The organism is Streptomyces sp. NPDC002790 (assembly GCF_040295505.1).
Classification (GTDB): Bacteria; Actinomycetota; Actinomycetes; order Streptomycetales; family Streptomycetaceae; genus Streptomyces.
The window spans coordinates 14,322-34,225 of sequence record NZ_JBEOVM010000069.1; the positions used below are offsets into that span (position 1 = coordinate 14,322).

Genomic DNA, 19,904 nt, shown 5'->3' on the forward strand with positions numbered 1-19,904 from the left:
GGATCGGTTACGCGGCGGAGGCGAACACGGGCAGGTAGCCGCTCGACTGTCCGGTGGCCGTGGGGTGGTAGGACTCGCCGATGTTCGACCAGTTGACGCTGTGCAGCCACGCGGCGCCGGAGCAGATCTCGTGCCCGGAGAAGGTGCTGGTCACGTCGCCGAAGGCGAAGCCCCGGGTCGCGGCGTTCTGCTTGATGGTGGAGTTGAGGAGGTCAGCGGCGCCGTTGATGGCCGACCGCTCGCTCTCGGAGAGGCCCGCCACGCAGCTGCCGCTGAGCTTGTAGAAGCGGGGGTAGCCGAGCACCACCACGCGGGCGGCGGGCGCCTTCGTGCTGATCGCCGAGTAGACGTCGGAGAGTTTGCTCGGCAGCGTCGAAGTGACGTACGCGCGGGCCTCGTTGACGCGGTTCAGGCACGTCGACTCGGAGTACAGGATGCAGGTCGTCATGACGTCGGCGAAGCCCGCGTCGTTGCCGCCGATCGAGAGGGACACGAGTCCGGTGCCCGCGCCGAGCGGGCCGAGCTGATTGGCGATGACGTCACCCGTACGAGCGCCCGAGCAAGCGGTGAAATTAAAGCTTGAGGGTGAGTGGGCGGCCGCCCACAAGGCGGGGTACGCCTTCGTGGAGCGCTTGCAGTCGCCGCTGCCGGCGTCGTAGCCGCCGGCGCCGACGCCGGAGGAGTAGGAGTCGCCAAGGGCCACATAGCCCGTGGCGGCGGCGGAGTCGGAGGCTTGCGCGGCCGTCGCCCCGGTCAGGGCTGCCACCGCGGCAAGGACGAAAGAGGAGACGTGGGCCGCAATCCGGAAAGATCTCATGGAACCTCCCTTTAGCAGGATCAGCAGGGTCTCTGCTGACCGCCGTTGTTGCAGGTTCATGCCAGTGATATGACATACCCTCAGCTCACCGGCGCTACGCCCGTAGAGCGCCACCCAACTGGACTCCAGGGGTCCGTAGTTGCTCCCGCTCCGCTCCCGCACCGCCCCCCGAGTCACCCCTGCCGCGTCCTTGACGCCGCCCCGCCGACTGCGTCACATTGAAGCCCGGCATCCGGCGCTTCAGGGGGCAAAGTCGCCAATGCAGACCATCGGCATCAAGCCGTCTTCATCGGACGGCACATATCTGCTCGCGGGGGCGGGCTTCGTCGCGGGAGGCGCGGGTCTCGTCCTCGCGCTCTCGCACGCCGGATCCCCGCTGCGCGGACCACTCGCGCTCTTCTTCCTGCTCGCCGCGCCCGGCGCCGCCTTCGCGGCCGCCCTGCGCGGTCTCGACCCGTGGGCCCGCGCGCTCACCTCGACGGCCGGCGCGGTCGCGGTCGTCATGCTGATCGCCCAGGGCATGCTCGCCGTGCACTGCTGGTCGGTGACCGGCGGGGTGCTCACCGTGGCGGTACTCAGCGCTTCCGCTTTTCTTGTGCAATGGATCGTCCGGCGACTGCGTGGGGGCGCAGGCCAGGAGATTCGTAAACGGATCGGGAAAATCCACTAAGAGGGGACGCAAGTTAAGGGAATGGCCAAAACAATAAAAACGTGAGGCCTCGTTCCAGGTCTTGCCATACAGTCTCAATCATCAATACCGTCGTACATCCACCCGCATCGGACCAGCAGTAAATGCGATCTAGGGGAGGGACCGAGGTCGCGAAGGTCCGGAGCGGGGCGCGGCAGGGGGGTGCCGCGTTCCGGTGAGCCGCTCGCTTCGGCGTCCTGGGTCGCCGGGTCGCGTGCCGCGCGACCGGTCCGACAAACCGGTGTGCAATGCCAGCTCACCCGGCCTGCACGGAGAGCTCTTCCGGCGTGGCCGCACGGGGTGACAACCCCCCTTTCGAACCGGACACGAAGCCGGACCGCCCGGGGGCGGGCGGTCCACCGGACGAGAGGGACCAGACTCATGAGCAGTTCCGTTGTGCCTCCGGTGATACCCGAGGGGACACCACCGGAAGGCCGAATTCCCGCCCGTTACCGGGCCATCTCCACGCACATGGCGATCGCGCCGCGGGTCAGCGTGGTCATTCCGGCCATGAACGAGGCGGAGAATCTTCCGTACGTCTTCAAGACCCTTCCCGACTGGATCCACGAAGTCGTCCTGGTGGACGGCAATTCCACCGACAACACCGTGGAAGTGGCCAGAGAATTGTGGCCCGAAGTCGTGGTCGTACCGCAGCGCGGAAAGGGCAAGGGGGATGCCCTGATCACCGGCTTCAAGGCCTGCTCGGGCGACATCATCGTGATGGTCGACGCGGACGGCTCCGCCGACGGCCAGGAGATCGTCTCCTACGTCTCCGCGCTCGTCTCCGGCGCCGACTTCGCCAAGGGCTCGCGGTTCGCCAACGGCGGCGGCACGGACGACATGACGCCCATCCGCAAGCTCGGCAACTGGGCGCTGTGCTCGACCGTCAACGCGAAGTTCGGGGCCCGCTACACCGACCTCTGCTATGGGTACAACGCGTTCTGGCGGCACTGCCTCGACGAGATCGACCTCGACTGCACCGGGTTCGAAGTGGAGACCCTGATGAACATCCGGGTCGTCAAGGCGGGCCTGAAGGTCCAGGAGATCCCGAGCCACGAGTACCTCCGGATCCACGGCGCGAGCAACCTCCGGGCCGTGCGGGACGGGCTGCGCGTGCTCAAGGTGATCGTGCGGGAGCGCTCCAACCGGCGCGATCTCCGCCGCCGGTCGGCTGCGCCGAGGCTCAACCTGGTTCGGGGGGACGGGTCTTGACGGGGCGTCCGAATCAGGCCCCGCCGGCGTTTGAGGCGCGGGGTCCGGGGCAGAGCCCCGAGGCCGCAACCTTCTCGGTCGTCATCTGCGTGTACACCGAAGACCGCTGGACCGACATCCTCGCCGCCGTCGACTCCGTGCGGCAGCAGTCGTACTCCTCCCTGGAGACCCTCCTCGTCGTCGACCACAACCCGGTACTGCTGGAGCGCCTCGCCGCGAAGTTCGAGGGAGCGGCGGATACGAGGGTGCTGGCGAACGCCGGCCCGCGCGGACTGTCCGCCGGACGCAACACCGGGATCGCCACCGCCCGCGGCGACATCATCGCGTTCCTGGACGACGACGCCGTCGCCGAGCGCGACTGGCTGCACTGGTTCGCCGACGGATACGCCGACCCGCGCGTCCTCGCGGTCGGCGGGCACACCGAACCGATCTGGGCCTCGGGCCGCAGGCCCCTCTGGTTCCCGGCGGAGTTCGACTGGGTGGTGGGCTGCTCGTACAAGGGCCTGCCGCGCGGCAAGGTCGAGGTGCGCAACGTGCTCGGCGGCAACGCCTCGTTCCGGCGCCGCGCCTTCGACATCGCGGGCGGCTTCGCGACCGGCATCGGCCGCGACGGCGACAAGCGCCCGCTGGGCTGCGAGGAGACGGAGCTGTGCATCCGGATCACGCGGGCGAGACCGGACGCGGTGCTCCTGATCGACGACCGGGCCGTCATCCACCACCGGGTGCCGGCCGCCCGCGAACACTTCGCCTACTTCCGTACGCGCACCTACGCCGAGGGCCTCTCCAAGGCGCTGGTCGCCCGAAGTGTCGGCGCCGACAAGGGACTTGAGACGGAGCGCGCGTACTCGACGCGAGTGCTGCCGGCCGGAGCCGCGCGCGGTGTGCGGGACTTCGCACTCGGCCGGGCCGGCGGCGCGGGCCGCGCAGGGGCGATCGTGGCCGGGGTGCTGACGGCGGCCGGGGGCTATGCGCTCGGCACCTTGCGGGCGCGCGGCGCGGGCGCGACCTTCACCGTGGCGGAGATCGACGCGCCCGCGAAGGAATCCGGGAGAACGGAGGCGGCAGCGTGAGCGTGCAGCAGCGGAGGTCCGACGGCGGGTCCGTACCGATCCTCATGTACCACGCCGTCTCCTCCGACCCGAATCCCGAGACCCGTCAACTGTCGGTCTCACCCGCCCAGTTCGCCGAGCAGATGGAGCTGCTCGCCGACCACGGCTGCACCCCGCTGACCACCGCCGAGCTCGCCGGGATCTGGCGCGGCGGCGGCAGCCGGGCGCTCCCGGAGCGGCCCGTCCTGATCACCTTCGACGACGGTTACGAAGGTGTCCACACACACGCCCTGCCGAGCCTCGCCAAGCACGGCTTCGCAGCCACCCTGTTCGTCTCTACGGGGTGGTTGCGCGGCGCGTACGACACCGGGGGCGGGCTCGACACGATGCTCGACTGGGGCCAGGTGCGCGCGCTCGCCGGGCAGGGCGTGGAGATCGGCGGACACAGCCACACGCATCCGCAGCTCGACCAACTCGACGACACCGACCTGGAGTTCGAGCTGCTGCGCTGCCGGGACATCGTCTCCGGCGAGCTGGGCCTGCCACCGGTCTCCTTCGCGTATCCGTACGGCCACTCCGACCGCCGGGTGCGGCAGGCGGTGCGCGCGGCCGGGTTCGCCCAGTCGCTCGCTGTCGGCAACGCGCTCGCCCGGCGCCCGCAGGGCCCCTACGCCCTGCGGCGGGTCACCGTGCGCCGCTCGACCGACGTCACCGAGTTCGAGCGGCTCATCGACGGCCGCGCCATCGGCCGCGCCTTCGCCGGGGACCGCGCCCTCACCAAGGGGTACGCCGTGGTCCGCAGAGCCCGGCAGGCCGGCCGCAGGGCGGCAGCCCTGATGCCCGGCACGCTCCGCCAGAAGGGCCCACGTACCCGTGTCTGACACGACGACCACCCGCGCCCAGGGCACCCCGGCCACCACGACCGACACCGAAGCCCCGGCCCCCGCAGGACGCCGGCTCAGGCTGCCGCTGCCCCTGCCCGGCATAGGGCGCGGCAAGAAGGGCACAGAAGACGGCATGGGCGGGTCGGGGGGCGGGAGCCAGCTGTTCCGGAACGCCTATGCGCTGATGCTGAACACCGGCATCTCCGGCGTGCTCGGCGTCGGCTTCTGGCTGGCCGCGGCGCACTACTACACGGCGGACGCGGTCGGTCAGGGCTCGGCGGCGATCGCGGCGATGAAGTTCCTCGCGGGGCTCACCGCCGTGACACTGACCGGGGCCCTCGCCCGCTTCATCCCGATCGCCGGGCGCGCGACCGGACGGTTCATCTTCCGTACGTACGCGGGGAGTTCGGCGGTCGTCTCATTCGCCGCGCTGATCTTCCTGCTCACGCTCGACGTGTGGGGGCCCTCGTACCGCTTCCTACACGGAACGCTCAACGGCCTGGGCTTCATCGCGGCCGTCGTCGCCTGGTCGCTGCTCACGTTGCAGGACGGGGTGCTCACCGGGCTGCGCAGCGCGCTGTGGGTGCCGGTGGGCAACACGGTGTTCTCGCTGGTGAAGCTGGGGCTGCTCGTCGCGTTCGCGGGCGCGTTGGCGACGACCGGGGTGTTCGTCTCGTGGGTCGTCGCGATCGCGTTCTCCGTGGTCCCGCTCGGCCTGCTCGTGTTCCGGCGGCTCGTGCCGCGGCACATCGCGGCGACGGACGGCAAGGCGGAACCGCCCAAGCTGCGCGAGATGGGCCGGTTCCTCGCGGGCGACTACACGGGCTCGCTGTTCTCGCTCGCCGTCGTCTACCTGGTTCCGGTACTCATCGCCTCGCAGGTCAGCTCGGCGGACAACGCGTACTTCTACATCGCGACCACGATCGGCGGCACGGTCAACCTGCTGGCCATCAACATGGGCGCCTCGCTGACCGTGGAGGGCTCGCACGACCCGGCGCAGCTCGCCGCCAACACCCGGGCCGCGCTGCGCCGCATGGCCCGCATCATGCTCCCGATCTGCGCCCTGCTCTTCCTCCTCGCCCCGTACGTGCTTCATGTGTTCGGCGCCGACTACGCGGACGCGGCGACCCCGCTGCTGCGCTGGTTCGCGGTCGGGGCGGCGCTGCGAGTCGTCATGGAGACGTACTTCGCGGTGCTGCGCGCACAGAGCCGGACCTCCGGACTCGCCTGGCTCCAGGGCCTGTTGTGCCTGCTCGTGCTCGGCCTCACGCTGCTGCTCCTGCCCCGGATGGGGCTCACCGGCGCGGGCGTCGCCGAGATCTCCTCGCTCACCGTGATCGTGGCGATCGCCGCGCCGAAACTGTGGCGTGTGGTGCGCGCCGCCGCTCCCGCCGCGCCGACACCCGAGGACGCGCCACCCGACGGCGACCTGGCCGACCTGGGCACGCCGAAGACGCGGACCGCCACGGAGGAGAGCCCCAAGTGGGCGCTGCGCGACGCGATGGACTCGGACACGCTGCAACTCGCGGTGCAGCTGAACCTGGACCACCAGGAGCGCCGCCCCGACGTCCGTCCGGGGCCGATGACACCACCGGCCGGCACACACATGCCCACGTGGGCGACCAAGTCCCCTCCCCCGCCCGCTTCCGGGTCCGTTTCCGGGCCCGCCTCCGCCTCCGCATCCCAGGCGTCGAGCGACATCCACGGGGAGGACGATTCGCTCCTCGAGCCCGACCCGTACCCGGAGGCCGTCGACCTGGCCTTCGAAACAGAGACCGAAACCGAGACCGAAACCGGGCCCGAGACCGAAACCGACCCCGTCCCCGGCCCGGTCGCGGAGCCCGAGCCCGATCCGGTCGTCCCGCTACCCACCGCCAAACCGGCGGAGCCGCCCGGGCTCACAAGGCTCACTCCACTCACCCCCACCGTCGTCGTCCTCGCGCTGCTCCTCGTGGCGGCCGTCGGGCTCTACTGGGGGCCCGTCCTCGGGATGGGCGAGGCCGACCTGGACCGGATGGGCGGGCTCGGCCTGATCTCCGTCCTGCCCCCCGTGACACTGCTCGGCGCGGCCCTGCTCATCGGCGTCTTCGCCTCACTCCTGTGGCTCGAACGCCCGCACAAACGCCTGCTGTTGCTGACGCTGCTCGCCACCGTCGTGTCGCTGCACGCGCTGCCCGCGGTCATCGAGGCGGAGCCGCGGTTCGCGACGGCCTGGCAGCACCTGGGCTTCATGGACTACATCGACCGCACCGGCTCCGCGGTCCCCGACCTGGACGCCCGCTGGAGCTGGCCCGGATTCTTCGCCGCGGCCGCGTTCCTCGCGAAGGCCTGCGGCGTCAACGACCTCACCGAGCTGATCCGCTGGTGGCCGACGGCCATCCAACTCCTCTACCTCGCCCCGATGTTCCTGCTCCTTCGCTCAATACGGGCGAGCTGGCGTGCCAAGTGGTCCAGCGTCTGGATCTTCGTCCTGAGCGGCTGGGTGGGTCAGGACTACTTCTCGCCGCAGGGCTTCACGTATCTCCTCTATCTGGTCTTCGTGGCGATCCTGCTGGTCTACTTCCGGGCGCCCCGCATGCTGTGGGGGAAACGGCGCCCCGGGGAGGCCGAGGTCGCGCCGACCGACAGACGGCAGCGCGCGGTGCTGCTCGTCGTCCTGATCGCCCTGTTCGCGGCGACGGTCCCGGCACACCAGCTGACCCCGTTCGTGATGCTGGGCGTCCTCGCGGTCCTGGTCCTGGTCGGCAGGTCCGAACTGCGCGGCCTGCCCCTCCTCTTCGGCGTCATCGTCGTCGTCTGGCTCGGCTTCCTCGCCGAGCCGTATTGGTCGGGGCACTTCAACGACCTGTTCGGCGGGATCGGCGGCGTCGGCGGCAACGTGACGTCCTCGGTCTCCGGACGTATCCAGGAAGGCAGTTCGTCCCACAAACTCGTCCTCTACACGCGCGTGCTGCTCGCCGGCGCCGTGCTGGCGTTCGCCTGCTACGGCTGGTGGCGGCGCCGCGACTGGAAGTACCGCGAGCGCTCGCTGATCGTGCTGGCCTTCGTCCCGTTCCTGGGCTTCGGCATGCAGTCCTACGGCGGCGAGATGGCGCTGCGCGTCTTTATGTTCGCCCTGCCCGGCGTCGCACTCCTCTGCGGGCTCGCGCTCTTCCCGCGCACCGGCGCCACGGCGAAGGAACGCGACAAGGACCGCATCAGCCTCGCCCCGCTGGCCGCGCTCATGGTGGGCCTGATCCTCATGGGCGGCTTCCTGGTGGCCCGCTGGGGCAACGAGCCGTTCGAGCGGATCCGGCCGGGCGAGGTCGCCGCGATGGACTACGTCTACGCCCACGACGACCCGACCGTACGGCTCCTGTGGATGAGCAACGACACGGTCAACAACGTGACGCCCGCGCTGCCTTGGGGTGCCCGCGACATGGAGAAGGTCAACTACGTCCCGACGCTCGCGCCCGTCGACCCGGTCCTCGTCGGCGGCCTGGTCAAGGCACTCAAGGACGCGGGCCCCAACTCGTACCTGATGCTCAACAAGAGCCAGGTCGTCTATCTCCAGATGGACGTCGGCTACTCCAAGGCCTGGCCCACACGCCTCGTCGAGAACCTGGACCGCCGCAAGGAGCTGAAGAAGGTCTACGTCAACGCGGACGTGACCATGTACCAACTGCGCAAGGAGCCACCGGGCAAGGTCGCGAAGGCCGAACCGGGCCCGATCGGACCGCAGATCACCTGGACACCGTGGTCACTGGTGGGCGCACTCGCGGCAGCCGCCCTGATCGTGCTGCTCACGGCACGCGAGGTGGTCCGCGTCGCACTCCGCCCAAGCATCCGCCAACTCCGCTGGCTCCAAAGCACCTTCTGGTTCTCACTACCTCTACTCGCGGTGCTCCTCGCATCCCTGATCCAACGCTTCATAACGATGGGCCTGACGTAATTCAAGCCCACGCGGCGCTTGAGCAGGCCCTTCAAGCCCGGTGCGGCAAAATCAAGCCCCGCCTTTCGGACGAGAGCCAGCGGGGTCCGGGGCAGAGCCCCGCGCCCGCAACGCACATCGACCGCAGGGGAACTACCGCCGCAACCACTTCACCTCGTACCCGCGCATCTCGAACCGCTTGCCGTCGACCTTCGCGCTGATGGAACGCTTCAACGTATTCACAACAAGCACCGCATCGTCATCCGCCAGCACCCGCACATTCGGCACATCGTCCCTGGCCACCGCCACCCGCTCAAACCTCGTCCCCGGCCCGAACTCCTCGTTGAACCGCGACACCAACCCGTACATCGGCAACGCACTCCCCCCGGAGGCCCGGTCCGTGGGCCGCCACAGGCAACCCGCGCACCCCGCACCCTTCTCGTCCTCCGGGTTCCAGTAGAACCCGGACGTCGCCCCGCCCCTGGCCATCGCGATCATCCCGGAGGCCTGCACGGCGACACGGTGCGACTCGCTCCAGCCCTGCCGCTCGTCCCGGCTGTCGGCCGGCTCCACGTAGTACTCCGCCCACCACAACGGCAGCCCGTCGGTCTGTCGCTCGATCCACTCACTGACGTCGGTGAACTTGTCGGTGGCGGCGAACTCGTCCGGCAACAGCTCGTCGTCGTTCGTATAACTGGACCCGTCGACAACGACGAAATCGGCGCCGGTCTTGTTCTTGTTCCAGTAGCCGAAGGCATCGACGATCCGCTGGTCCATCCGCCCCCAGGCCCCCTTGACCGCATCGGACCCGCCGTCCGTCTGCTGCGGATGGAGGCTGTCCATGACGAGATAGGGCCCACCGACCATGATGTCCTTACGAACGCCCTTCAGCGCCTTGTAGACGAGGTTGTAGAGCTTCGTGTACCCCTCGTAGTCCCAGCGGCCCGCGTCGTCGTTCCAGAAGCCCTTGAACTCGTTCCAGACGATGAAGTGCCGGACGTACGGGTACCGCTTGGCGACCGTCGCCGCGAGGTTCGCGTAGTCCTTGTAGTGCTCGGGCGACGGGGCGGTCTCCAGGCTGGCCTTGCTCCAGTCCGTGTTGCCGACGCCCGCCTTGCCGCCCTTCATCCAGTCGGGCGCGCAGCACAGCGTGACCACGGGCGTGCCGCCGGACTTGCGGACGAAGTCGATCCGCCGGTCCATCTCCTCGAACTGGTAACGCCCCTTCACCGGCTCCGGGTTGCTCGCACCCCAGCCCATGATGTGCTGGTTCTGCGGCATCGGCCGCTCCCCCAGCAGCTTCTCCGCGCGCTCGGTCGCGGCGGACGAACCCTCGTCGGCGGAGAACTGCGTGTGCGTGAACCCCCAACCGACCTGCGGCCCCAGCTCCTTCGGCGGCTCACCGGGCGTGCCGTGCACCCGGTCACCGTCGGTGGTAGTGCCCGCGGTGCTCTGCTTGCCGTCCGGAAGCGTGCTGATCACCGTCAGCACCAGGGCCAGTACGGCCATACCCACGCCGAGCAGGGCGATGAGCCGCCATCGCCGCGCCCCCGATTCCCACCCATGACGTCCCATCAAGGACAAGAGTAACGAGGGGAGTTGGTGGAAGGACCAGCTCCGTTGCCACGGACTCGTAACGAGGTTCGACAGCCGGGGTGCGCGTGTCGGCCGGTGTCGGCCGGTACAAGGAAGGGGGCACGCTGCGGAAATTGCGTGCGGGAGACCCGTTCGTGCCGGATCATGGCGGCATGTCTGCGAACCCATTCGATGTGCTGCCGGTCCGGCTGGGCGTCGACGACAGCGACTCGCCCTCCGACGTCGTCGACGCGCTGTTCCTCGGCCGCTTCGCCACGGGCGAGCAGCCCTACTCGCACGCGATGAACATCGACCGGGTGCGCTCCGCCGCGACGCTGCTGCCGCCGAACGCCCGGGTGCTGCGCTCCGCGCGCGACGACGACCGCAGCGCGACGCTCGCCGAGGGCGACGGGTGGACGCTGCTCATCTCCCGATGGAGCAGGGGCGCGGACGTCACCGTGACGGCGACGACGGCGGAGCTGGCGGAGAAGGTCCTGGGGCAGGCAACGGACGGCGCGGCCGACGAACCGGAACCGCAGCCGGAGAACGTGGCGATGGGCTTCTGGTACGTGTCACCGCGCCGCGGCCCGCACCGCACGACGCGCCAGATCTCGGCCGGTACGTGGGAGGAGGTGCGGGCCAACTACACGGCACCGGTCGCCGAGGCGATGGACGGGCTGATGAAGACGCGCCCCGAGGACATCGCGGGCCGCCTGCTCCTGCTGCACGGCCCGCCGGGCACGGGCAAGACGTCGGCCCTGCGCACCCTGGCCCGCTCGTGGCGGGACTGGTGCCAGGTCGACTGCGTCCTGGACCCGGAGCGGCTCTTCTCCGACGTCGGCTACCTGATGGACATCGCGATCGGCGAGGACGACGGCTCGGCGAACGGGCGCTGGCGCCTGCTCCTCCTGGAGGACTGCGACGAGCTGATCCGCGGCGAGGCGAAGCACACGGCGGGCCAGGCGCTCTCCCGTCTGCTGAACCTGACGGACGGCCTCCTTGGCCAGGGCCGCAACGTCCTGGTCGGCGTCACCACCAACGAGGACCTGGAGCGCCTCCACCCCGCGGTGGTCCGCCCCGGCCGCTGCCTGGCCCGCATCGAGGTCTCCCCACTGACCCGCCGCGAGTCGGTCGACTGGCTGGGATCGGAGGAGGGCGTGAGCCGCGAGGGCGCGACGTTGGCGGAGCTGTACGCGTTGCGCCGCGGAGTGTCTCCGACCCAGGTACCGGATCCGCGGGGTGGGTCGGAGGCGGGGTTGTACCTGTAGGCCCCGCCCCCCACGCCCCGGGGCTCCGCCCCGGACCCCGCGCCTCAATCGCCGGCGGGGCCATTTATAGCCCCTGCGGCGATTGAGCAGGCCCGTCCGGCAGGACTTTCGGGAAGGGGCGGGGAGACAAGGGGCTCCACCTACGCGTACGCCGCGCGCACAGCGTCCCGCGCCGCCGACAGAGCCGCATCCTCCGAGAGGCCCAGGCGGCGAACCCGCTCCGCGTACGCCTGCGCCGCCACCACGGCCTCCCGCTCCGCCGCATCCCCCGCGGCAGCGACAAACGTGCCGTTCCGCCCCCGCGTCTCGATCACCCCGTCCGCGTCCAGCGCCTTGTACGCCTTGGCCACCGTGTTCGCCGCGAGCCCCAGCTCCTCGGCGAGCCCCCGCACCGTGGGCAGCTTGTACCCGACGGGCAGCACCCCCGACCGCGCGAGCTCGGAGATCTGCGCCCGCACCTGCTCGAACGGCGCCGCGCTGTCGTCAATGCGGATATCGATCTTCATCGTCACGCGGTCGATTCTCCCGCAGCCCCCGAAAATGAGAGGCACCCGGTAGCGCACGGCGCGTAGCGTGCGCCCCCATGACCGTGATCGTGCGCACGCTGCGCCTGGACGACCCGGCCGACACCGATGCCTTCGCCCGCATCCGGCGAGCCTGTCTCCCCGCCATGCTGGCGACCCCCGCGTCCGTCGCGTACGACGCCGCGCACGCCCACCCCGACGCCCACTACCGCCAGCTGATCGCACAGACGGGCGACGGCGAGGCGATCGGCACCGCGCAGGTGGGCCTCGCGTACGACAGCCCGGAGCCGGGCCAGGGCTACGCGAACGTATACGTACATCCGGAGCACACGGGCCACGGCGCCGGGACCCTCCTGCTGCGCACGGCCGAAGAACACCTCGCGCAGCACGGCGCGACGGAGGTGCACTGCTGGGCCCTGGACGCCCCACGCAACCTGGCCTGGGCCGCCACCCGCGGCTACCGCGCGAGCCGCAGCGCCCACTTCCTCCGCCTCGACTTCACGGCCGGCGACCTCCCGCCCCGCCAACCTCTCCCGCCCCACGTGGAGTTGCGCACCGCCTCCGCCTACGCGGCCGACCCCCGCCCCCTCTTCGACCTGGACGCGGCGGCCACCGTCGACGAGCCGGGCGACATCCAGGCCGAACTCACGGACTACGAGCAGTGGTTGCGCGACACATGGCGCCACCCCCTCCTCAGCCACGAGCTGACGACGGTGGCCGTCGTGGACGGCACCCCTGCGGCTTTCACGGCGGCGCTCACCGACGGCGAGGGCCGCTACGTCTCGGGCATGACCGGCACGGCCCGCGCCCACCGCGGCCGCGGCCTCGCCAAACTCGCCAAGAACGACTCCCTGCACCGGGCCCGCGCCGCCGGCATCACGGTGGCGTACACGGGCAACGACACCGGAAACGAACCGATGCTCGCGATCAACAAATGGTTCGGCTACACCCTCGACGCGACGGAGATCCGCCATGCCCGCACCCTCACCACCTCATGACCGCGTGCAGATCCGCCTGATCAAAGCGGGCCACACAAAGATCACCTACCCGGCCCGGCTCCTCCACGACGACGGCGCCCACGTCACGGTCCGCGCCAACTGGGCCGGCGAGGGCGTACGCGACTTCGGCTTCGTCCGGTTCGCCCCCGGCGACGTCTTCACCGAGCACTACTGGCGCGACCGCTGGTACGCAATCAAAGAGGTCCGCACGGCCGACGGCACCCTGAAGGGCTGGTACTGCGACGTCACTCGCCCCGCCGTCCGCACCCCCGACGGCGACATCCTCTCCGAGGACCTGGACCTCGACCTGTGGGTGTCGGCGGACGGCAGCCAGGTGATCCGCCTGGACGAGGACGAGTTCGCCGAGAGCGGTCTCACCGACCGGGACCCGCAGGCCGCACAGAACGCGGTCCGGGCCCTCGACGACCTCGAACACCTCGCCAAACAGGGCGAGTTCACCACCCTCCTCACCCACCAGCCACTCACTTAACAGCGACCACCACATACCGCTCATCCACGACCTCCCGCCCCCACAGCCGCGCGTCCCCCGACAGGGACTCCCACCGGACATCCGCGACGAGCGGCGCGAGCGCCTCCGTCAACCGCGCCGCCGATATCCCGACCGGGCTCACCTCACCCCACACGCCCTCCACCAGGACGAGCCGCCCACCGGGCCTGAGCAGCGCCACCCACCGCCTCAGCACGTCCCCGATATCGGGAAGCATCCACAACACGTGCCGCGCCAGCACCACGTCGTACGCCCCCGCCCGCACCGGCGGCTCCGCCGCGTCCCCGAGGAGAAACTCCGTGTCACGCCCCGCGAGCTTGCGCCGGGCAAGGTCCAGCATCCTCGGCGCGCTGTCCACCCCGGTCACGCGATGCCCCCGCTCGGCCGCGAGGAGTGACAGACTGCCCGTCCCGCACCCGAGATCCACCACGTCACAGGCTCCCTCCGGCAGCCACTCCGCAAGCCGAAAAGCCCAGGCGGCCCGCACCTCGGGATCCTGCAGCCCATGGTCGGGTTCGTCGTCGAAATCACCCGCCATCGCGTCCCAGTCGATCGCGCCGTCAGCCGTTCCCCCGAATGTCGTCATGGCCCCACCGTGACATCCGCCACTGACAATTGCGCTTTGAAGGGCCACGCTCCGGGAACAGGTCTACAACGGCACCACGTTGGGGCCCGTGTAGGTACAGGAGGCACCATGCGCCGAGTGACCATGCACAAGCCGACCGGGGCGAGCACCATCACGCGCCGGCTGCGCGAAGACGCGGCCGACGTGAAGCAGGAACGCCCCGAAGTGCGCAAGGACGTCCGCAAGACGTGGTGGCCGGACGAGTGAGCGGGGCCGGTCGTATGACATTCAGACGCGCAGTCACAGCCGCTTGACGTAGTGGACCCGGTCGTAGGGGCCGTCCGTGCGGCGCTCCACGACCTCGTATCCGTAGCGCGGGTACAGCTCCTGGTTCTCCCACATGAGGGCGTTCGTGTAGAGCCGTACTTCGGGGAGCCCCAGTACGCGTGCGTGGTCGTCCACGAACGCGAGCAGGCGGCGCCCCACCCCCTGCCCATGGGCGTCGGGGTGGACCGCGATGCTGTCGAGGAAGAGGTGGTCGGGGCGGGACTCGACCACGACCAGGCCGGTCACGTCCGGGGCGCCCGTGACGTGGACCAGGCCCGCCGCCACGTTCGCCGCGTGGTCGGCCTCCATGGGTGCCGGTACGACGCCGATGCGGGCGATGTAGTGGTGGTACGCCGCGTCCGTGACCGCCTTGACGGCGGGCACGTCGGCGGGCGTCGCCCGGCGGATCACGGGTTCACGGCTCTCGTCGGTCATGCCGTCCTGTCTACGTCACTCCCCCTCCCGCGCACCACCAGCTTCTTCAGCAGCGGCCACGCCACGATGAGCAGGACGACCGCGTAGACCGTCACGGAGAACGGCGTGTTGACCAGGCCGCTGACGCTGCCGTCGCTGATCTGGAGGGCGCGGCGCAGCTGTTGCTCGGCGTTCGGGCCGAGGATGACGCCGATGACGGCGGGCAGCACGGGCAGTCCGTAGCGGCGCATGCCGAAGCCGATGAGGCCAATGACCAGCAGGATGACGAGGTCGATGGCCTCGCCGCCGACCGCGTACGCGCCGACCGCCGCGAAGAAGAGGATGCCGGCGTAGAGGTACGGGCGGGGGATGCGCAGGAGCTTCGCCCAGACGGGGGCCAGGGGGAGGTTCAGGGCGAGCAGCAGCACCATGCCGACGAAGAGGGATGCGATGAGGCCCCACACCAGGTCCGGTTCGCGTTCGAAGAGGAGCGGGCCCGGCTGGATTCCGTACTGCTGGAAGGCCGCGAGCATGACCGCGGCGACCGCGGTCGTCGGGAGGCCGAGGGTGAGCATGGAGACGAGGGTGCCCGCCGCCGATGCGGAGGCCGCCGATTCCGGGCCCGCGACGCCCTCGATGGCGCCCTTGCCCCACTCGTCCTTGTGCTTGGACAGGCGCTTCTCGGCGACGTAGGAGAGGAACGTGGGGATTTCGGCGCCGCCCGCGGGGATCGCGCCGAACGGGAAGCCGATGAGGGGGCCGCGCAGCCAGGACTTCCAGGTGCGCTTCACATCCGAACCGCCGAGCCAGGGGCGGCCGACGGGGATCGCCTCGCCGCTCGTGCGGCGCAGGTGGGCGGCCACCCACAGGGCCTCGCCGATGGCGAAGAGGCCGACCGCGACGATGACGACGTCGACGCCGTCGGCGAGCTGCAACGAGCCGAAGGTGAGGCGTTGTTGGCCCGTCATCTGGTCCAACCCGACCAGGCCGATGGTGAGTCCGATGAGGAGGGACGCGAGGCCGCGTACGCGGGACGAGCCGAGGACCGAGGTCACCGCGATGAACGCGAGGACCATGATGGCGAAGTAGTCGGGCGCGCCGATGTCGACGGCGAGCGAGGCGACCTTCGGGGCGAGGGCGACCAGGAGGATCGTGCCGATCATGCCGCCCGCGAAGTGTCCGATGGCGGCGGCCGCGAGGGCCTGCGCGCCGCGTCCGGACTTCGCCATGGGGTTGCCCTCCATGGCGGCGACCACGGCGGCGCTCTCGCCGGGCGTGTTCAACAGGATGGACGTCGTCGAGCCGCCGAACATGGCGCCGTAGTAGATGCCCGCGAACATGATGAACGCGCCGGTGGGTTCGAGTCCGTACGTCACCGGGAGGAGCAGGGCGACGGCCATGGCGGGGCCGATGCCGGGCAGCACGCCGATGGCGGTGCCGAGCAGGACGCCGATGGCCGCCCAGAGGAGGTTGATGGGGGTGAGGGCGGTGCCGAAGCCGTCGAGAAGGGAGTTGAGGGCGTCCATCGCGTTACAGCACTCCCATCAAGGGGCCGCCCGGCAGGGGGACGCCGAGCAGGTTGTTGAAGAGGACGAAGGTCAGGAGGGAGAGTCCTGCGGCGATCAGGGGGTCGCGGGTGAGGTGGCGGCTGCCGAGCGCGTACGCCGCGCCCCAGAACAGCAGCGCGCCCGCGAGCGGGAAGCCGAGCGGCTCGATGAGCACGGCGGTGGCGAGGAAGACGCCCGCGAGCAGCAGCACGGTGCGCCAGTCGGCGGGTTCGGCCAGGTCGACGTCCTCGCCCGCCTCTGCCTCTCCCTTGCCGCCGCGCAGTACGTCGACGGCGAGCAGGACGGCGACGACGAGGAGGCCGATGCCGACGACGATCGGCACGGTCTTCGGGCCGACGGGCCCGCGCTGTGCGATGTCGACGTTCATGGTGAGCGCGTCGGTGAGGACGAGGATGCCGAGCGCCAACAGCAGGACGCAGACGCCGAGTTCGGAGTGGGAGCGCAGCCAGGACATGCGCGGGCCCTCATCGGGGCGGGTGTCGGTGGCGGTCACAGGCTCTACCGGATTCACAGCCCCAGCTCCTTCAGTACGGACACGACCCGCTTGTCCTCGGCGTCGAGGAACGTGCCGAATTTGTCGCCGACGAGGAAGGCGTCGTCCCAGCCGTTCGTCTTCAGCGACTTCTTCCACTCCTTGGAAGCGTGCAACTTCCGTACGAGGTTGGTGAGTTTGTCGCGCTGGGTGCCGGACAGGCCGGGCGGGGCGACGATGCCGCGCCAGTTGGTGAAGTCGACGTCGTAGCCGGATTCCTTGAGGGTGGGTCCGTCGAGGCCGGAGGCGCGCTCGGGTCCCGTGACGGCGAGGAGGCGCAGTTCGCCGCTCTTGATCTGGTCGAGGTACTCGCCGACGCCGGAGACGCCGAAGGCGACCTTGTTGCCGAGGATGGAGGCGAGGAGTTCGCCGCCGCCGTCGAAGGGCACGTAGTTGACCTTTTTAGGCTGGATGCCGGCGGCGCGCGCCATCAGCATGGGCGCCAGGTGGTCGGGGCCGCCGGGCGAGGAGCCGCCGCCGACGGGCAGCTTGCCGGGGTTCTTCTTCCAGGCGTCGATGAGCTGCTTGATGTTCTTGTACGGGGAGTCCTTCGCGACCACGACGACATCGGGCTCCTCGGTGAGCCGGGCGATGGGTGTGGTGTCGGCGAGGGTCTTCGGGGAGTGGTTGGAGCGGGCGGCGCCGACGACGCCGAGGCCCATGGACATGGCCAGCTTGCCGTTGCCGTGTTCGCCGACGAGGCGGGTCAGGCCGACGGTGCCGCCCGCGCCCGGCAGGTTGAACACCTCGATGTTGTGGGTGAGTCCGGCGTCCTCGGCGTTCTTGGCGGCGGTACGCGCGGTGATGTCGTAGCCGCCGCCGGGGGTGTTGGGGACCATGAGGCGCAGGCCGGGGATCTGGGTGCCGGTGTCGGCGCCGCTGCCCGTGGTGAGCAGCGGCGGCGCCACCAGGACGAGCAGCGCGGCCCCGAGCAGGGCGAGGGGTGTGCGCAGGCGCACGTGTGCCACCTACTTCTTGGGTTCGTTTTGACTGTGGGGCGGTTGTGAGGTGGCCCACATGTTGCCCACGCGTTAACAAGCTGTCTCCCTTCCGCAAGCAACGGACGTTGTGGTCCTTGTGGTCGCGCACCTACTCTGCGCCAGTGACAAAGGTCTTGATCAAGGTCTTGATCGTGGACGACGACTTCATGGTCGCGAAGCTGCACAGCCGGTGCGTGTCCGCGATGGACGGGTTCGTGGTGGCCGGGGTGGCGCACAGCGGCGCGGAGGCGCTGCGCGCCGCGGAGGCGCTGCGGCCCGATCTGGTGCTCCTGGACGTGTACTTGCCGGACATGGACGGCATCGAGGTGTTGCGGGCGCTGAGGGTGGCGGAGGAGCGGGATCCGGCCAGGACCGCGGTGGACGCGCTGTTCATCACGGCGGCGCGGGAGGCGGAGGTGGTGCGGGCGGCGCTGCGGGCGGGGGCGCAGCACTACCTCATCAAGCCGTTCAACCAGGCGGCGCTGCAAGAGCAGTTGAGGCATGTGGCGGAGCTGCGGACGCGCCTCGACGATCTGGACGAGGCGCGTCAGGAGGACGTCGACCGGATCTTCGGCGCCCGCCCGCCGGGTTCGAGGGAGCTGCCGAAGGGGCTCGCGGCGCACACCGCGGATCTGGTGGAGCGGACGCTGCGCGCGCATCCGGCGGGGCTTTCGGCGACGGAGTGCGCCCAGGAGGCGGGCACGCTGTCGCGGGTGAGCGCGCGCCGGTACCTGGAGTTCTTCGCGGGAACGGGCCGAGCGCGGGTGACGCTCCGCTACGGCGGGACGGGGCGGCCGGAGCGGCGGTATCGGTGGGTGTCCTGAGGGGAGTCTGAGTGGCGTCTTAAGGGGGCCATAAAGATCCACTCGGAGCGCTCCCAGGGGCCGAACAGGGCGTTTTTTCGGGCTAACTTCCTTGCCGCACCCCCCAATGCAACTCGATCAAGGAGTACCCCCATGCCCGCAAGCCGCCGCAAGCTCGCCGCGCTCACCACGGTCGGCGCGATCCCCCTCGCGTTCACCGCCCTGTCCGCCACCCCCGCGGCAGCGCACGGCACGCTCGGTGACCCCGCCAGCCGGGTCGCCGCCTGTTACGCGGAGGGCGCCGAGAGCCCCACGTCGGCGGCGTGCAAGGCGGCGGTCGCCGAGGGCGGCCCGCAGGCCCTGTACGACTGGAACGGCATCCGGGACGGTGCCGCCGGCGGCAAGCACCAGGAGAACATCCCGGACGGCAAGCTGTGCTCGGCGAACTCGGACGAGTTCAAGGGCATGGACCTGGCCCGCGACGACTGGCCCGCGACGAAGGTCTCGGCGGGCTCGTACACCTTCAAGTACAAGGTGACCGCCCAGCACAAGGGCACGTTCAACCTCTACATGACGAAGCAGGGCTACGACGCGTCGAAGCCGCTGAAGTGGTCCGACCTGGACCTGGAGAACCCGGTCGCGACGAAGACGGATCCGACGGCGTCGGGCGGCTACTACACGTTCTCCGGGAAGCTCCCTGACCGTACGGGCCGCCAGCTGGTCTACGGCATCTGGCAGCGCTCGGACAGCCCGGAGGCGTTCTACTCCTGCTCGGACGTGACGTACGGGGGTGCGTCCGCGGCCGCGGCGGCCGAGCCCTCGGACCAGCAGATCGCGGCGGACGCGGACAAGTCGACGGTCGACCACAGTGGTATGGACATGGGTGACGACGACGCCAACGCCCCTGCGGCGCAGGGAGGTTCGGAGAACCTGGCGGAGACGGGGGGCGACTCCGCCACCCCGTACATCGCGATGGGCGGCGCGGCTGCCCTGGCGATCGGCGCGGCGGGCCTGTTCGCCTCGATGCGCCGCCGCGCAACGACTGGCCGCCACATCCGGTAGCCCAATCCCCTGCGGCGATCGCACCATTCAAACCCGCGCGGCGGTCGGGCCATTCAAGCCCCTGCGGCGATTGAGCAGGCCTTTCAAGCCCCTCCGGCGATTGAGGAGCGGGGTCCGGGGCGGAGCCCCGGGTTTCGGCCCGGGAGCCGCGGGGGGGGGGGGGGCCGGGGGGGGTTTGTGTGAGGCCCCCCCCCGGGGGGGGCGAGGGCCGCCGCCGGGC

19 protein-coding genes are annotated in these 19,904 nt (G+C 70.3%); 11 read left to right on the plus strand and 8 right to left on the minus strand.

All coding sequences use genetic code 11. The features are described 5' to 3' along the window. Positions 1–7: 7 nt before the first annotated feature. Positions 8–817 carry an SGNH/GDSL hydrolase family protein gene (locus ABT004_RS25345; RefSeq protein WP_351341106.1) on the minus strand — a complete coding sequence of 270 codons (810 nt, stop codon included), beginning with the start codon at positions 815–817 and terminating at the stop codon, positions 8–10. A 259-nt stretch (positions 818–1,076) separates the two neighbouring features. On the opposite strand from ABT004_RS25345, the gene ABT004_RS25350 reads away from it, so the two are divergent. The 5 genes from ABT004_RS25350 to ABT004_RS25370 all read left to right on the plus strand — a co-directional run bounded on the left by ABT004_RS25350 (position 1,077) and on the right by ABT004_RS25370 (position 8,581). Further along, positions 1,077–1,487 carry a hypothetical protein gene (locus ABT004_RS25350; RefSeq protein WP_351341109.1) on the plus strand — a complete coding sequence of 137 codons (411 nt, stop codon included), beginning with the start codon at positions 1,077–1,079 and terminating at the stop codon, positions 1,485–1,487. A 489-nt stretch (positions 1,488–1,976) separates the two neighbouring features. Further along, positions 1,977–2,717 carry a glycosyltransferase family 2 protein gene (locus ABT004_RS25355; RefSeq protein ID WP_351341147.1) on the plus strand — a complete coding sequence of 247 codons (741 nt, stop codon included), beginning with the start codon at positions 1,977–1,979 and terminating at the stop codon, positions 2,715–2,717. An 83-nt stretch (positions 2,718–2,800) separates the two neighbouring features. Further along, positions 2,801–3,787: a glycosyltransferase family 2 protein gene (locus tag ABT004_RS25360; protein WP_451192722.1), complete on the plus strand. Its 987-nt coding sequence runs from the start codon at positions 2,801–2,803 to the stop codon at positions 3,785–3,787. Positions 3,788–3,831: 44 nt separating this feature from the next. Then, positions 3,832–4,647 (plus strand): polysaccharide deacetylase family protein, encoded by an 816-nt coding sequence (locus ABT004_RS25365; RefSeq protein WP_351341150.1) that lies wholly within the window; start codon positions 3,832–3,834, stop codon positions 4,645–4,647. Continuing rightward, positions 4,640–8,581 (plus strand): lipopolysaccharide biosynthesis protein, encoded by a 3,942-nt coding sequence (locus tag ABT004_RS25370; RefSeq protein ID WP_351341114.1) that lies wholly within the window; start codon positions 4,640–4,642, stop codon positions 8,579–8,581. The genes ABT004_RS25365 and ABT004_RS25370 overlap by 8 nt, the downstream gene beginning before the upstream one ends. 132 nt (positions 8,582–8,713) lie before the next feature. Here the strand turns inward: ABT004_RS25370 and ABT004_RS25375 are convergent, their stop codons facing one another. Beyond that, positions 8,714–10,135: a GH39 family glycosyl hydrolase gene (locus ABT004_RS25375; protein ID WP_351341117.1), complete on the minus strand. Its 1,422-nt coding sequence runs from the start codon at positions 10,133–10,135 to the stop codon at positions 8,714–8,716. A gap of 173 nt (positions 10,136–10,308) precedes the next feature. Here ABT004_RS25375 and ABT004_RS25380 point away from each other — a divergent pair, with 173 nt between their 5' ends. Further along, entirely contained in the window at positions 10,309–11,403 is a 1,095-nt protein-coding gene (locus tag ABT004_RS25380; RefSeq protein ID WP_351341120.1) for a DUF5925 domain-containing protein, read from the plus strand. A 140-nt stretch (positions 11,404–11,543) separates the two neighbouring features. On the opposite strand, the gene ABT004_RS25385 is transcribed toward ABT004_RS25380, so the two are convergent. Beyond that, on the minus strand, positions 11,544–11,909 hold the full coding sequence (locus ABT004_RS25385) for a GntR family transcriptional regulator (RefSeq protein WP_351341153.1): 366 nt from the start codon (positions 11,907–11,909) through the stop codon (positions 11,544–11,546). Positions 11,910–11,986: 77 nt separating this feature from the next. Between ABT004_RS25385 and ABT004_RS25390 the strand changes: the two genes are divergently transcribed. Further along, a complete protein-coding gene (locus ABT004_RS25390) occupies positions 11,987–12,925 on the plus strand; it encodes a GNAT family N-acetyltransferase (protein ID WP_351341123.1) in 939 nt (312 codons plus the stop codon). Further along, on the plus strand, positions 12,900–13,415 hold the full coding sequence (locus ABT004_RS25395) for a ribonuclease FAU-1 family protein (protein ID WP_351341126.1): 516 nt from the start codon (positions 12,900–12,902) through the stop codon (positions 13,413–13,415). The genes ABT004_RS25390 and ABT004_RS25395 overlap by 26 nt, the downstream gene beginning before the upstream one ends. Here the strand turns inward: ABT004_RS25395 and ABT004_RS25400 are convergent. After that, a complete protein-coding gene (locus tag ABT004_RS25400) occupies positions 13,408–14,019 on the minus strand; it encodes a class I SAM-dependent methyltransferase (RefSeq protein ID WP_351341129.1) in 612 nt (203 codons plus the stop codon). The genes ABT004_RS25395 and ABT004_RS25400 overlap by 8 nt on opposite strands. 108 nt (positions 14,020–14,127) lie before the next feature. Here ABT004_RS25400 and ABT004_RS25405 point away from each other — a divergent pair, with 108 nt between their 5' ends. Beyond that, positions 14,128–14,265: a hypothetical protein gene (locus ABT004_RS25405; protein WP_351341132.1), complete on the plus strand. Its 138-nt coding sequence runs from the start codon at positions 14,128–14,130 to the stop codon at positions 14,263–14,265. Between the two features lie 33 nt (positions 14,266–14,298). On the opposite strand, the gene ABT004_RS25410 is transcribed toward ABT004_RS25405, so the two are convergent. From ABT004_RS25410 to ABT004_RS25425, 4 genes are read right to left on the minus strand one after another with little or no spacing between them, the layout of a single operon-like run. Beyond that, a complete protein-coding gene (locus ABT004_RS25410) occupies positions 14,299–14,760 on the minus strand; it encodes a GNAT family N-acetyltransferase (protein ID WP_351341135.1) in 462 nt (153 codons plus the stop codon). Next, complete coding sequence (locus ABT004_RS25415) at positions 14,757–16,265, minus strand: tripartite tricarboxylate transporter permease (RefSeq protein WP_351341138.1); 1,509 nt, start codon at positions 16,263–16,265, stop codon at positions 14,757–14,759. Before ABT004_RS25415 ends, ABT004_RS25410 begins: the two co-directional genes overlap by 4 nt. A 4-nt stretch (positions 16,266–16,269) precedes the next feature. Continuing rightward, complete coding sequence (locus ABT004_RS25420; protein ID WP_351341156.1) at positions 16,270–16,761, minus strand: tripartite tricarboxylate transporter TctB family protein; 492 nt, start codon at positions 16,759–16,761, stop codon at positions 16,270–16,272. Positions 16,762–16,814: 53 nt separating this feature from the next. Beyond that, positions 16,815–17,798 (minus strand): Bug family tripartite tricarboxylate transporter substrate binding protein, encoded by a 984-nt coding sequence (locus ABT004_RS25425; protein WP_351341141.1) that lies wholly within the window; start codon positions 17,796–17,798, stop codon positions 16,815–16,817. Between the two features lie 155 nt (positions 17,799–17,953). Between ABT004_RS25425 and ABT004_RS25430 the strand changes: the two genes are divergently transcribed. Together ABT004_RS25430 and ABT004_RS25435 are read left to right on the plus strand one after the other, a co-directional pair. After that, complete coding sequence (locus ABT004_RS25430) at positions 17,954–18,643, plus strand: response regulator (RefSeq protein ID WP_351341158.1); 690 nt, start codon at positions 17,954–17,956, stop codon at positions 18,641–18,643. A 132-nt stretch (positions 18,644–18,775) separates the two neighbouring features. After that, the gene (locus ABT004_RS25435) at positions 18,776–19,684 is read left to right on the plus strand and encodes a lytic polysaccharide monooxygenase auxiliary activity family 9 protein (RefSeq protein WP_351341144.1); all 909 of its coding nucleotides are present in this window, start codon (positions 18,776–18,778) and stop codon (positions 19,682–19,684) included. Positions 19,685–19,904 lie beyond the last annotated feature (220 nt).